The 13,369-nt window shown below is 58.5% G+C and carries 14 protein-coding genes and 1 pseudogene; 4 read left to right on the top strand and 11 right to left on the bottom strand.

The window, feature by feature from the left end:
* The first annotated feature begins 118 nt into the window (after positions 1 to 118).
* A complete protein-coding gene (locus AAE027_RS05165) occupies positions 119 to 1,255 on the top strand; it encodes a DUF3182 family protein (protein WP_479714204.1) in 1,137 nt (378 codons plus the stop codon).
* Positions 1,256 to 1,282: 27 nt separating this feature from the next.
* Here the strand turns inward: AAE027_RS05165 and AAE027_RS05160 are convergent, their stop codons facing one another.
* Positions 1,283 to 2,560 carry an APC family permease gene (locus AAE027_RS05160; RefSeq protein ID WP_370985781.1) on the bottom strand — a complete coding sequence of 426 codons (1,278 nt, stop codon included), beginning with the start codon at positions 2,558 to 2,560 and terminating at the stop codon, positions 1,283 to 1,285.
* A gap of 420 nt (positions 2,561 to 2,980) precedes the next feature.
* Between AAE027_RS05160 and AAE027_RS05155 the strand changes: the two genes are divergently transcribed.
* Together AAE027_RS05155 and AAE027_RS05150 are read left to right on the top strand one after the other, a co-directional pair.
* Positions 2,981 to 3,277, top strand: a complete 297-nt coding sequence (locus tag AAE027_RS05155; RefSeq protein ID WP_370985780.1) for a copper-binding protein — start codon at positions 2,981 to 2,983, stop codon at positions 3,275 to 3,277.
* 273 nt (positions 3,278 to 3,550) lie between these two features.
* Entirely contained in the window at positions 3,551 to 4,453 is a 903-nt protein-coding gene (locus AAE027_RS05150; protein WP_370985779.1) for a sulfite exporter TauE/SafE family protein, read from the top strand.
* 345 nt (positions 4,454 to 4,798) lie between these two features.
* On the opposite strand, the gene AAE027_RS05145 is transcribed toward AAE027_RS05150, so the two are convergent.
* The 5 genes and pseudogenes from AAE027_RS05145 to AAE027_RS05125 all read right to left on the bottom strand — a co-directional run bounded on the left by AAE027_RS05145 (position 4,799) and on the right by AAE027_RS05125 (position 8,468).
* Positions 4,799 to 5,161 (bottom strand): hypothetical protein, encoded by a 363-nt coding sequence (locus AAE027_RS05145; protein WP_244551177.1) that lies wholly within the window; start codon positions 5,159 to 5,161, stop codon positions 4,799 to 4,801.
* A 71-nt stretch (positions 5,162 to 5,232) separates the two neighbouring features.
* Entirely contained in the window at positions 5,233 to 5,454 is a 222-nt protein-coding gene (locus AAE027_RS05140; RefSeq protein WP_370985778.1) for a hypothetical protein, read from the bottom strand.
* A gap of 50 nt (positions 5,455 to 5,504) precedes the next feature.
* Positions 5,505 to 6,680, bottom strand: a complete 1,176-nt coding sequence (gene chrA / locus AAE027_RS05135) for a chromate efflux transporter (RefSeq protein WP_370985777.1) — start codon at positions 6,678 to 6,680, stop codon at positions 5,505 to 5,507.
* Between the two features lie 62 nt (positions 6,681 to 6,742).
* Positions 6,743 to 7,987 (bottom strand): annotated as a pseudogene (locus AAE027_RS05130) (cytochrome b); the annotation flags it as partial.
* Positions 7,988 to 7,997: 10 nt separating this feature from the next.
* Positions 7,998 to 8,468, bottom strand: coding sequence for a hypothetical protein (locus AAE027_RS05125; protein ID WP_370985776.1), 471 nt, complete (start codon positions 8,466 to 8,468; stop codon positions 7,998 to 8,000).
* A gap of 485 nt (positions 8,469 to 8,953) precedes the next feature.
* On the opposite strand from AAE027_RS05125, the gene AAE027_RS05120 reads away from it, so the two are divergent.
* A complete protein-coding gene (locus AAE027_RS05120) occupies positions 8,954 to 9,094 on the top strand; it encodes a hypothetical protein (RefSeq protein ID WP_370985775.1) in 141 nt (46 codons plus the stop codon).
* 8 nt (positions 9,095 to 9,102) lie between these two features.
* Here the strand turns inward: AAE027_RS05120 and AAE027_RS05115 are convergent, their stop codons facing one another.
* From AAE027_RS05115 to AAE027_RS05095, 5 genes are all read right to left on the bottom strand, one after another.
* Positions 9,103 to 9,693: a superoxide dismutase gene (locus AAE027_RS05115; protein ID WP_370985774.1), complete on the bottom strand. Its 591-nt coding sequence runs from the start codon at positions 9,691 to 9,693 to the stop codon at positions 9,103 to 9,105.
* Positions 9,694 to 10,050: 357 nt separating this feature from the next.
* Positions 10,051 to 10,347, bottom strand: a complete 297-nt coding sequence (locus AAE027_RS05110) for a hypothetical protein (protein WP_370985773.1) — start codon at positions 10,345 to 10,347, stop codon at positions 10,051 to 10,053.
* 42 nt (positions 10,348 to 10,389) lie between these two features.
* Complete coding sequence (locus AAE027_RS05105) at positions 10,390 to 11,094, bottom strand: LamG domain-containing protein (protein ID WP_370985772.1); 705 nt, start codon at positions 11,092 to 11,094, stop codon at positions 10,390 to 10,392.
* Positions 11,095 to 11,114: 20 nt separating this feature from the next.
* Complete coding sequence (locus tag AAE027_RS05100) at positions 11,115 to 12,491, bottom strand: ABC transporter permease (protein WP_479714203.1); 1,377 nt, start codon at positions 12,489 to 12,491, stop codon at positions 11,115 to 11,117.
* Entirely contained in the window at positions 12,478 to 13,224 is a 747-nt protein-coding gene (locus tag AAE027_RS05095) for an ABC transporter ATP-binding protein (RefSeq protein ID WP_370985770.1), read from the bottom strand. The genes AAE027_RS05100 and AAE027_RS05095 overlap by 14 nt, the downstream gene beginning before the upstream one ends.
* Positions 13,225 to 13,369: the final 145 nt, after the last annotated feature.

Raw genomic sequence — 13,369 nt, 5'->3', positions numbered from 1 at the left:
CCCGTCAGACGGTTCCGTCCAAGCACTGACCAATGCTCGTTTGTCGAGGTGGTTGCGCATGGACCGACCCACATTCCCTCATCTGCTTCAGCATCGATCGCGCCAAACGCGGCCACCCGTGGCTCGTGAGTTCGCGCGCGAACCGCACGGGATCGACGCGGTCGCTTTCCATTTCTCCAGGCTAGGCGCTCCGATGTACACCCACGAGAAAATCACACTCTCGGTGGTGGCTGAGAGCATCGCCCGGCTAAAAGGCTGTCGATTTATAGGTGAATACGGCCCGAAGACGCATGTGGCCGCTGGTCTTTTCTTCGTTCCCAGCGACACGCTCATGCTCGACGAGGCGCGGGATCTCGGAATTCAGTCTCCGCATCAGCTCTACGGCGCCGTGGTGCCACATCCCTTCGTCAAGACGAAAGCCATCACGCATCCCCTTGTCGCCAAGCATGTGGCCCGGCCACGCGGCTGGTCATTTGCCTTCGGAGATGGCGTCCGTGATGCGGTTCTGCCGGGCTACACCGCGTTTGGCGCTGACGATGCTAGATTGGCAGCTAAGCGGCTATTGGCGCTGGGGCCGGTTCGCGTGAAGGAGCCGCTGGGCGACGGCGGTCATGGACAGACGGTCATCACGAACATTGATGAACTGGAAGCTTACTTGGAGAAATTCCCGACAGATAAACTGGCCTCTCACGGCCTGTCGCTCGAGGTCAACCTGCGTCAAGTCGTAACCCGAAGCGTCGGTTGCACGATGATCGGCGACCGGTCGATCGCCTATCACGGCACGCAACGGTCGGTTACCAACAATCATGGACTTCGGGTCTATGGCGGCTCGCATCTGATCTGCGCTCGGGGCGGCTGGTCGGCCCTCGACAGTCTTCCCATAGAGACAGAGGCGAGGCTGGCTGTAGATCAAGCTCGAATATACGATCGGAGCGCCACCAGATATCGGGGCTTCCTGGCCTCACGCCGAAATTATGATGTTGGACAAGGCATTGATGGAACCGGAAAATGGCGATCTGGAGTGTTCGAGGCGTCCTGGCGCTCCGGCGGCGCGAGCACTGCCGAACTCGCCGCTCTGACCGCGTTCGCAGAGGACTCCCGTTTACAAGTGGTCGAAACCGCTTCCGTGAAGCACTACGGAAAGCCACGCAAAATCCCGGCTGGCGCAGCGATTCATTTCCAAGGTGATGATCCGGAGGAAGGTCCGCTGCTCAGGTACACGACGGCCGCGCGAGCCCTGCGCCAACTGGCGTAAGCACCTTGCGTCCCAGCCGACGACGCGTCAGGCAGACCGCCATTGCGGGTGCATGCGATGCAGGACCAGACGGGCCAGCGTTAATATGGTCAGCGTTCCTACTGCAACGAGGACCGCGACGCGAGGCATTGCGATGGTCAATCCGATGCAACCCATGATCCCGTACCAGGAAAAGATCGCCGGATAGTGGCGCTTCCGGACCGGCAGATTCAGCGCAGCATAGTGCGTGATGAAATACCAGACGAGCATAAAGGAGCCACCAACTTCGATGAGTGGCCGAAGATCAAAGATGAGAGCGGCGCTTGCACTGAGCAGGCCAAGGCCGATGACTGCACGACGAGGCGTCCGTGATCGTTGATGAATTTTTCCCAACCAGCTGGGAAGCTCATGGGCCTCGGCCATCGGCAGAACGACACGCGAAGCACTCAGCATATCGCCCAGGATCTCCGCAAGCGCAGCGACGATCGCGCCTGCCAGGATGACCCATTTGCCCCACGGGCCGATTGCCTTCAAGGCGGCACCAAGCAGAGGGGTATCCTGCGCGCCGACCTCGTCTGCCCCGAGCACGCCGAGAGTGATCGCGGCCGCGCCGACAAACATGACTGCCGCGATTGTTACACCTCCAATGATGGCGATTGGAATGGTACGACGTGGTTCCTTGACCTCCCCGGCCATGATGGCCATCCGCATAAACCCATCCCAGGTCCAAAAAAAGATAGCCGCGCCACTGGCGACGCCCATAAGCCCATTAGCACCTAAGACTGGTACAAAATGGCCCTGCTCGATCGCGTGTAGCGAGAATGCCCCGTAGATCGAGAGCACAGCGATGACCAACAGCAGAAGGCTGATGAGCACCCGCGACGTCAGCTGGATTCCAAACAGGTTCAGAATGGTGATGGCCACCACCCCAGCAGCCGCGACGAAGTGAACAGGAATCCCCGGAATGACCTGTCCCAGGTAGGTGGCGAAGGCAAGCGCGATCACACTCATCGAGATGAGGTTCTTCCCGAGATACCCGCAGCCTGCGATGAAGCCAAGCGTAGGCTGGTGGACATCGCGCGCCCATGTAAAAGCGCCCCCTTCAGTCGGATTGTTCACACCCAATTGTGTGGCGCTGATACCGGTGGCAAGGGCAACGCTGCCACCGAGGAGTATGGCAATCGGGATGCCGCTCCCTGCGGCTGCCGTGGCAGCACCGATCGTGGCAAAGATACCGATGCCAACCATCATGCCGGCGGTGAAGAGGGTTGCCGTTATCGGCCCGAGCTCCCGTCTTAAGCTCTGTTGTTGTCCATTCTTCGCCATCCGAGCGCACTCACGGCTCAATGCGAGAGGTTGTCACCGGGTGCGAACGTAGCCTTCTGGACCCAGGTGCGGCCGCTTACCTCTACCATCCTCTATACTCGCCATTCGATTCTGTCGGTCAGCGTTAGACTGCATTGCGAAGATCAGCGGCCCATCTCACGCAGAATGTAAAGACAATGGATCTCGGTTAGTTCCGCCCCCATCCTAGCCGCAGGAACCTTTACAATCCGATCCAGTTGGCTCACGGGGACGCAGTCTCCCCATTAGACGGCCCTACCCGTCCAAGCTCTGCGGGCTCGCTCCACAGGCTATTGCGCATGGACGGAAAGCCCTCAACTCCTTCCACTCCCAACGCCAGCTGCTGGCATCTCGCCAGCGTGAGTTACGAGACGATTCATTTCTCTAGTCACGGAGACTACATTGAGAGCAGCACGGGTCACCTTGGCAGTCGCCACGCTCATCATCACAATCAGCTCCCAGGCCTTTGCCGACCGAACCGTTAGGGGCGTCGTCGTAAAGGTAGACGGGATAGCTGGCATTGTTTCAGTTCGCGAAATGCAAACAGGTGCAGCCGGGGCGATCTCTTACGGTGCGGCCGAAGAGTTCAAAGTGCAGGATCCACTCCTGTTTGATGCGGTGCGACTGGGAGATGAAGTCATCTTTTCCGCCTCTGATAGGAATGGAGCCATGACCATCACAAAGCTTAGTGAGCAGTGACGCGACTCGTCGAATTTCAGTTTCAGCTCCTCCCCAAGCTACGCTCTAGGCGGTGAGTGCAAATAATCGGAGGAATTCGTCTCTCTGACCGAAGTGGCCACCTTCTCACCGGCTTTGTCCAACCCACGCGCGGCGAACAATGTCCTGTTCAGCTTTAAGTCGAGAGCTGATCCAGCGTGCAACTCCACGCACGCTTCTTTTCTGCAACGCGATCTCTTGAGTTGCGCTATACTGGTACTCAAGTGCCCACCGCTTCCGCTTGGAACACCTAGAATGCCATCCTTCGACACCGCGATGATTGTTCTTGTCGGGATCGCTTTTTTTGCGGCCTTTGTAAATGGCGCGCTTGGCTATGGGTTTTCGTCACTTACGGTACCGCTCGCGCTCGTTTTCTACACGAACCGGATCCTGAACCCAGCGATCGTAGTGATCGAAGTCTTCGTCAACTTGTACGTTCTCTTCATCAACTTGAAAGGTGTTCCAGCTGTATGGAAGAGGGTGCTGCCGATTCTCATCGGGCTGCTACCCGGCATTGGAATCGGCGCCCTTGCTCTTGCCTCGCTCGAATCTGGCTGGATCAAACTCGCCACTTACGCGGTGATCTTGCCCCTCATCCTGGTCCAGGCAGCCGGTTGGCGCCGGCCGATACAGTCACGGTGGCTAGTCGGACTCCCCTTTGGGACGACCCTGGGTATCCTGTACTCGGTCACGACCATCTCTGGCCCTCCGCTGGCGATCCTGTTCAATAATCAAGGCCTGGTCAAAGACGAATTCCGGGCCGGTCTTGCATTGGTTCGCGTTGCGGAGTCGAGCGTGACCGCGCTCGTGTATTACAAGCTTGGTCTGTTTATCGCCGAAAGCGGAAGTCTTTTACTGGTGTTCGTTCCCTGTGCCCTTTTTGGCATACCGCTCGGCGCCTTCGCTATCCGTCGGCTCGACCCCGAGGCATTTCGCCGGATATGCATGAGTTTTGACGCATGGGTCGTCGGCTTTGGACTTTCCCGAGTATTGATCGAGTTGAAGCTGATGGACAGCCCGTGGGCCTACACCGTTATGGTGGTTACCATCCTGCTAGATGGCTATCTGTTGTACATCTTTTTCAGGGTGCGGAGAGCGAATTCAGGGAGATATCGACCCTTCTGGGGGTTACCAAGAACCGGTAGCGGGGCTGAGTGACCGCATGCCTTCCAGGAAAACAGAGCCTCCACAAGAGCCGCCCGAAGCCCTGAACCGGTGGCTAGGCTACGCTATTGGTATCCTCGCTGTTTTGATGCTGGTGCACACATTCTTCCCGGCGGCTCGCCTGTTTCCGTAATGTAAACAAGGATTGGCGGCTGGCCGCTGTACGCTCTTTTTAGAAGATTACCGACTGTAAGCGCCCTCGAAGCGAAGGGGCACAGCAAACGTCAGGCCGGTTCGTATCTCGTCGACGGAATGGCGGGTGGTGACCGCGTGGCGATACGCGAGGTCAAAGGAGAGCTTTTCGCTGACCTGCCAGATAAGTCCGACTGCACGGGGCCATCAGGCCCACGACTGCGCCAGACCGACGCGCCTCACTACCGGCGCCACTCGATGCGCCACGGCTAGCGCTGCAAGTTCATCCGTCTCCAAGGCAATCTTCTGAGCAAGCATGACGTCGCCCGGGACGAGATAACCCTCGGGAGCAAAGCACAAGATGGCTCCGGATTGCCCTTCGAAATCCATTTCCTGCACGTTGGCAATAGACCCGTATTGCACTCGGTACCGCCTTCGAGTCGCGCACCCGACGACATCGAAGTAACCCTGCTCCTCAAACTGCCTTCTCTGAACTGGCGTTAGCCACTGGCGCAGAAGCGTCCGTCCCTTCGCTTCAGGTGAATTTTCGCTGACATAGTTATGATACATCTGCCGCAGCGCACGAAGTCGCGAAATCTGAGGTCCACATCTGCTGATCAGAGACACGGCAACCGCCCTTCTTATCCACCCCTGAGCCGCCGGAAGAACAGCGTTTCTTTCGCGGTCGGGTCAAACGCAAAAACTCGGCACGACTCGCCTTCCGCGGTCCGCACCGCGGCTGTAAACCCTTCACCGATCAATGCCCGGAAACGCCTCTCCGCCTTGGCCAGCGCTTCAGCATCGCCGGCGTCGAATTCGTGGCGGGAGTGGCCGGTGTGATCCATTACAATTTGCATTGCCATAACATGCTCCTGGACTAAGCAACGGATCCCCTGCCTTTTCAGCTAAGCTGCTATTTCACCATTACCCATGCGGGCTGCAGTAGCGGATGAGCGATAAGCCCAACCACCGCGGTTGCCGCGATCAGCGTCGGATTGTTGACCTTCCAGCGGAACAACACGGCAAGAGATACGATGCCGATCGCCGCCGTCAGCCAATCGCCGATCGCAATCTTTCCGAGTAGGACACAAGCACCCAGGATCGTGCCGATCGCTGCAGCGTAAGCGCCCTTCACAAAGCCCTGGACATTGGCATTTCCACGATGCCGCGCCAGGATCGGTGCCACGATGAGCACCAACAGGAACGACGGCAGGAAGATGCCCACCGTGGACACCAGCGAGCCCCAAAATCCAGCTACCAGATAACCAACGAAGGTCGCCGTGATCACGACCGGTCCCGGACTGATCATGCCGATCGCGACCGCGATCAGGAATTGGCGTTCGTCGAGCCAGCCATATTGCTGCACAAGCCCTTGTTCTAGGAATGGCACGATGACGAGCCCACTGCCGAAGGTCAGGGAGCCGGCCTTCAAGAAGAACAGCATGAGCTTGCCGAGCGTCGAGCCTGTCGCAACTGGTGCCATCGGAGCGGCCGCCGGCACCACGACCACCGGCAACACAGCGGGCGTACGTTTGAACAGGCTGCCATAATAGACGATGCCGACACTACCTGCGCCGATGAACAACAGCGCGACCTCGGCCTGCAGAATGATCGTCACTACGAAACAGACAGCCGCGATCGCCCATTGCAGCCAGTCTTCCATGCCGAGTTTCGCCAGGCGGTAGCAGGAATGCAGGATGAGGGCGATCACGGCCGGGCTCACGCCGTAGAAGATGGCAGTGACCGGCTGAAGATCGCCGAGATGGACGTAGAGCGCTCCTAACGCCGCGACGATAACAAAATTGGGCAGGATGAAGCACCATCCGCCAAGCCAGGCTCCCCAGAAGCCGCAACGGAGCCAGGCGATGTAGACGCCGACCTGGATCGCCAGCGGACCCGGGAGCGATTGGCAGATGGCAATGGACTCGCGCATCTGCTCCTTGCTGAGCCACTTCTTGTCGTTGACCAGTTCGCGTTCCATCTGGCCCACGAGCGCAACCGGACCGCCGAAGCCGAGAAAGCCGAGACGCAAGAAGTAGAGTGCAAGCTCGGCCATACGGCTACGCTCGGGGATAGTGGTTGCTGTCATTTCAAAGTCCTTCGAAAGATTGGTTATCGGTGACAACGAAGAGTCTGTTAGGGCCTGTCTGAACCAGGCGCTGCTAACACTCCTTGGCTGATGCTGTTCGGGAGCGGATGTGGGCTTTCGATCCGCGCTACGAGAGGGAGAACGAGGAAGAAGTGCGCGAAATAGTACGCGGCTCCGATCCGGCTCATGATCAGCCATGTGCCCTCAGGCGGCTCCCCGCCGGCATAAGTGAGCAACACGCAATCGGCGACCAGAAACCAATAGAACACCTTGAACATGGGCCTGAATCGCCCTGAGCGAACCGGACTGGTGTCCAGCCATGGCAACGCGAACAGGACAAGGATCGATGTCAGCATGGCGATAACGCCGACGAGCTTGTTCGGGATCGATCGCAGAATTGCGTAGAACGGCAGCAGGTACCACTCGGGCACGATGTGCGGCGGTGTAACCCCAGGATTCGCAGGAATGTAGTTATCGGAGTTGAGAAGAGCATTCGGTTCGTAGAACGCGAACCACGCAAACACCAGGAAAAGGACCATGAGCCCGAGCAGATCCTTCACCGTATAATAGGGATGGAATGGGATTGTATCGCCCGGCTCCTTCGTATCGATCCCCGTCGGATTGTTCGAGCCGAATCGGTGCAGTGCGATAAGATGAAGTCCGGCAACTGCGACGATCACAAAAGGCAAGAGATAGTGCAGAGAGTAGAACCGGTTGAGCGTCGGATCTCCTACCGTGAAACCGCCCCACAACCAGGTGACGATACTGTCGCCAACCACGGGAATGGCTGAGAACAGATTCGTGATGACGGTCGCGCCCCAAAAGCTCATCTGCCCCCACGGCAAGGTGTACCCAAAGAACGCAGTTGCCATCATCAACAACAGGATGAGGACTCCTAGGCACCAAAGCAGCTCTCGTGGCTCCTTGTAGGATCCGTAGTAGAGCCCGCGAAAGATGTGGATGTAGACCACGGCAAAGAACATCGAAGCGCCGGTGGTGTGGATATATCGCAAGAGCCAGCCGTAGTTCACGTCACGCATAATGTGCTCGACGGACCGGAACGCGCCGCCTCCCGTCGGGACATAGTGCATCGCAAGCACAATGCCGGTCGCAATCATGATCAGGAGCGTGATGCCTGCCAGCGACCCAAAATTCCAGAGATAATTCAGGTTTCGTGGCGTTGGATACGAGTTCAGCTCGTGATCCAGGAACGTGAAAATCGGAAGCCGATAGTCGATCCAGCGAATGACGGGATTCGAGAACTCCGTCTTCGGTTGAGACACTCCTTCGATGATCTGCGATGACATCTTTGGCCTCCTACTTTGGATCGGAGATCGCCTGGACTATCCCGTCCGACGGCGAGCCAAGTCCTTTCGGCGTTAGGACGACGTTCTTTCCCGCCGCGGTCACCTCGAAACAGCCGCCGTCGGGTTCCGGCAGGTCGATGCACAGGTCATCCCCTTGAATGGTCCACTTGCCGCGCTTCTTGCTGCCCATCGAATAGCTTCGGAGGGTCCCGTCGTGTTCATAGACATCACGATAATGGACCTCGTCGGTCACTTCCTTGCCCGACAACTTTGCTCGTATTTGCGCGCCAGATAATTTCTTGAGATTTTCCGCGGCAACAAATCCAGCATCGAGAGCAACGAGGCTCCCGATGCCGGCAAGTACCGCGATGAAGCGCTTTATTCCTAGCTTGACCAACCTAACCTCTTTCACTTCTTGCAGGCTTTGAGACACATCTGGTACTCGGTTTTGCAGGCCGGTCCGGCGTAGTTCTTCATGCACGCCTTTTGCTGCTCCGCGCATATCTTGCAGGATGTTTGGGCCTGCGCCGTAGCATTCAGTGCAAAGAGACCAGTGAGTACAGACAACATAAGAGCCGCATTTCGCATTCGATCTTCCTTTCCTGAGGGCACGATCACGTGGGCCAACCGCCTGGCCGATGGGATCGATCAGTTCTGCGACTTCTTGGTGCTGGCCGACTTGTCCAAGGCAGCTCGAAGACCCTTGGCCAGCTTCAGAGCATCGCGAGTCCGCACTGTTCATTGTTTGGCTTGGTGCGCCATAACCCTTGCGTCGAATGTCTCCTCAGCCTTGTTGGCGCGCATCCTGATGTGCGTCCCTGACATCCAGACTTCATTGCACACAAGCGATGGGCTGCTTGGCGTCGTCATACACAGCTTGTCGTTCCGAATTTTCCAGTTCCCGGTCCAAGAGCTTCCCGATTCTGAACCGACGAGAGCGCCATCCAGCCGGAGATACATGAACCAATGGGCCCCATCCGTGATGTCCTGGCCGACAACGCGAGCGCGGATTTGCTTTCCGTCCAGCATCTTGAACTGATCTTCGGCGCGAGCGTCAGCTATGAAAGCCAGCGCGGCCGAACAGAGAATCCACCGAACGCATCGTAGGCCGTGCCTCATTTCTGTATCCCGTCAAAGGCACGTTGCACGGCCGGCCAATTAATCGCCGCCATGAACACGTCCACGTAGTTCGCAGCCTTGGCGCCGTAGTCGATGTGGTACGAGTGTTCGTACATATCGAGCGCGAGTATCGGCGTGCCACCAGCCAGCGTATGGCAGTGATCCGACGCCCACTGATTCACGAGCTTGCGATCGCGGGGTGACCAAGTCAGCAGCACCCACCCGGAGCCACCGCCAAGTGCCTTGCCCATGGCAATGAATTCGGCCCGCCACCGGTCATACGAACCAAAGTCGCGAGCAAGGTCTTCCTTCAGATTTGCGCCCGGTTCGCTCTCATCGCCAAGACCATCAAAGAACACTTCATGCAGGATCATCGAGTTGGTCGCGATAAGCTGCTCGCGCTTCAACCCATTGATCAGGAAGCCTGGCGCGTTCGCATAGTCGAGCTCGGCAAGCTTTTCGTCGATTAGATTCAGACGTTTGACCGCGCCGCCATAGTTGTTCTCGTAATGGCTGATAATCATCCGCTCCGACATCCCACGGATGCGGCTCGGGTCGCAGGACAACGGCTTCACGACATAGGTCATGGCAACCTCCCGACGCATGGCCTGGGTGGCATCCGGGCGCACAGAGTGCCAACAGGCGGCAGCGCGCTAGTAATATCTGGGAATTTGTTGGATGTGATTGGGATAACGGCAGACATGATGCGCCCTTGGTGAAATCGGACGCGATTCTTGGGCATGTCGCCTCATGGGGAGATCGCTTCCCCATACTCCAGAAATAGAGCCGGCTGCGACAACTTGTCAATGCCGATAAACATTCATTTCGAAGCAGCGGAATCGCTCGCAGGGGAGCTGCGGACGCAACGCCTCAACATCGCGCGGAGGGGTCGCACGCGAAACCAGCCCGCCCCGATTCCATTCATCCCGACGGGAGCTATCTACTCAATCCTCGTCGTCGTCATCGCCGGTACGTAGTCGGCCGTTCTGCGAATTGACGGCAACATTCGCGGTTTGGCCGTCTTTCGAGCCAATCGCCTCGAAGTACCATCCGTTGCGCACGATCTGGACATTCGACCAGCCGTCCGACTGCAGCTTTTGACGGATCTGATCCTCGCTGACCGGCTTGTCTCCCGCGATGAAGATCGCACCCCTGCCCTCCGGTTCGGCGGTAACAATGGCGACACCCACGAGGCCCAGCAACAGCGCGCCGCTGCCTGCCAGAACCCATTTCCTGTTCATCGTCCATCTCCTTTTCTGACGAATCTCCCCGTTGTCATCCTTTCAGTTGCCGCCGGCGGCTACTGTGTAGTCCGCGAAATACATGTGGCTATCGGCCTTCGACCAGAGCCCGATCCGGCCCGCGACCGGTTGGGTCAGCGTGTGCTCCAGATAGAGCTTGCCATCGAGATAGCCTTCCACCTTCGTGCCTTTGACGCGGACCTTGAGGTCATGCCACTGCCGTGTCGCGGTCGGCGTATTGCGAACCCATTTGACGGAAGAGCGCTTGCCGTTCTCGAACTTCCACAGCACGATGTTATTCTCCAGACAGTTCGCGCGGACTGTCAGGTAGTCCCCGTTTGGCTTGAGATTGAATAGGATGCCGGCGCCCTGGTCGATACGACCGGACAACCCTTCAAAGCGCACCGAAATCTCGCCATCGCTGAAATTTTCGATTTTTGGCGCGACCGCGTAGGGATAGTAGGCGTAGGCCTGCACGCGATCGAGAAACTCAGCGTAGCGTTCACCGTAGAGAGCCCGTGCCTTGTCGGCGATACCTGCCGACGATTGCCCCTCCTTCCACTGCCGGCCATCGACAGTGAGCACCTTCTTGCCGCCGTCCTGCTCGATCCTCCAGAAGCCCACCACTGGCACCAGCGACTTTGGTTCCCCACCGACGGTTTCATTCGAGAGGTCAATCTTGATTGGCTCCGCGGCTAAACAGGGCAATGCCGGCACCGCAAAGCCGATTGCCGCGAGGATGATCATTCCGAGTTTCTTGCAGGATCTCATGGCTTAACTCCTTGATGAACGAGAGAGCCTTTGTCTGGAGGGAGCCGGCGAATCCATCGCCACGCGAGCACGATCAGGAGCGGCAATCCGCCGAAGAACCACAGCAGCACCGCGTCTGCGCTGACGACCAGGGGATAACCGGGGTACTCTTCGCCGAGGCTAGGCGCCGGCGGCTGCGTGCCCGCGAGCGCATATAGTAGCGGCAGTATCTCCCGCGGACTGGTGGAACGGCTTACGTCGGTTCGATCACCGTAGACATATTCGATCTGGCCATAGGCGTCTGATCGATTGGGAACGTTCGACCGCTCGCTCGCGAGAACGACGGTGACATCAGGCAGGACGCGCTCGAGCTTCGCTAGAACGTTCCGCCGGAGATCGACGTAGCGGGGGTCTTCTGCCGCGAGATTGACCTTGATGAGTAAGGGACGCCGAAGCGATGCGAGCAAACGTTCATCTGCAGAAGTAAACGAGTTGCGACGATCTTCGCTGAGATCCCCGGATGCCCTGATCTGCGCCGCGACGGTGAGCGCAACGGCAATCACAAGCACACAAGACACAGAGCGAATGACTTTCGTCCGCACCGGTGTACCGGGAGGGAGCCAGACAACTGTCAGCGCAGCGAGCCCGCCAATGACGGCCGCTATGCCTAGCACGAGGCCGGCCGAAAGAAGCCCCTGCTCAAAGGGACGCAGCGTTTGGGTTAGCGACAATTGCAAAAGCCAGGCCGACGGACCAGAGCGGCCCGCGAGCGTGAAATCCAGCACCCATGATCCTATCGTGACGGCGAGCGCGATGATGGCTGCAGTAGCCGAATTGTCGGCGATAACCGCGGCGAGCAGCCCAATGACGCCGGCCAGAAGACCGTAGAGCAAATGACCCAACATAAGATTCAGGGTCTCGGGCGCAGCCAGATGGCCACCCAACATAGCCCACACGGCCAGCGCGGAAAGCGCAGGAATGCTCACCATGAACCAGGCTGCCAGCACGGCGCAGAATTTTGCAGCGATCAGCGTCGAGGGTCGGTACGGCAATTGGACCAGCAGGCGCAAAGCGCCACTTTCCTTCTCTTGGCCCAGCACGCGGATCGCCACGAAAGGAAACAATAGCGTGACCGCCACATAGAATGAGCCGAATGTCGGAACGAGGATCCCATCGAGGGGAGACAGGCTCCTGGCCAGGACTGGCGACTGGAGGGCCGCGGCGCTTGACTCGCTGTAGAGCGAGACTGCCTGGACGAAAGAGTATCCGACGAGCGGACAGACCAGCAGCAACATGGTCCAAAGTGCCCGCCCGGCCGTAACCTCGCGGAGCTCCTTTGCGAGCAGCGGAACGATCGGTGCGGTCGGCCGCAGGTATGCCTCACGTGAGTGCAAGGAAGATATCCTCCAGTGAGCCGTTCGGCAGTCCGGTCTGCGCACGCAATTCGGCAAGTCCTCCAGATCCGCGCACCTGCCCTGCCGAGAGTAGGATGAAACGGTCACAGACCCGTTCCGCGTCCGGCAATTGATGGATGGAGAGGATCAGCGTGCGTCCGCGCGCCGTCTGGTCACGCAATAGACCCATCACCTCGCGCGTTTGCCGCAGGTCAAATCCGTCAAATGGTTCGTCCATCAGTAACAGGTCATGCGGCGCAAGCAGCCCGATGGTCAGCATCAGGCGTCGGGCATAACCTTTTGACAGGGCGTGCACGCGCTTTCGAAGCACCGGCTGTAACCCGAGCGCTTCGATGGTCGACTTGATGTCTGCTTCTGACCGTCGAAAGACGCTGCCGACAAACCACACGACCTGCAGGGCCGATTGGTCCTGGTACGGACGGACGCCATCAGGCAGGTAGAACAGGACGTTCCGCCGGCGGCTTGCGTGCAACGGCTCTCCGCGCCAAAAGACGTCGCCCGAATTCACCGGGAGAAGTCCGGCAACGGCTTCCAGCAACGTCGTCTTGCCGGCGCCATTTGGACCGATGATGCCGAGGATTTCGCCCGCGACAGCAGAGAACGTCACACCGTCGATCGCGGTGCCATCGCTTCCATAGCGCTTGGTCAGGTTTCTCACGCCCAGCAAAGGCGCTGAACGGTCTGGCGAAAACCCGTCGTTGACGGTTGACATGCAGCGTCCTTCTCAGGAATCCGGACGCGATGCTTGGGCATGTCGCCTCATGGGGAGATCGCCGTCCCCATAGCGGCGACCTTGCCAAAGCGGAATTGCTTGTCAATTAGGAACCAGCGGAAGCGAGGCTCGCCAACTTGCCGGT

Origin of the sequence: Bradyrhizobium sp. DN3, assembly GCF_041357655.1 — a bacterium.
In the GTDB taxonomy this organism is placed as follows: domain Bacteria; phylum Pseudomonadota; class Alphaproteobacteria; order Rhizobiales; family Xanthobacteraceae; genus Bradyrhizobium.
Note: the sequence above shows the minus strand (reverse complement) of the source record. Positions and strands in the feature narration are given on the sequence as shown.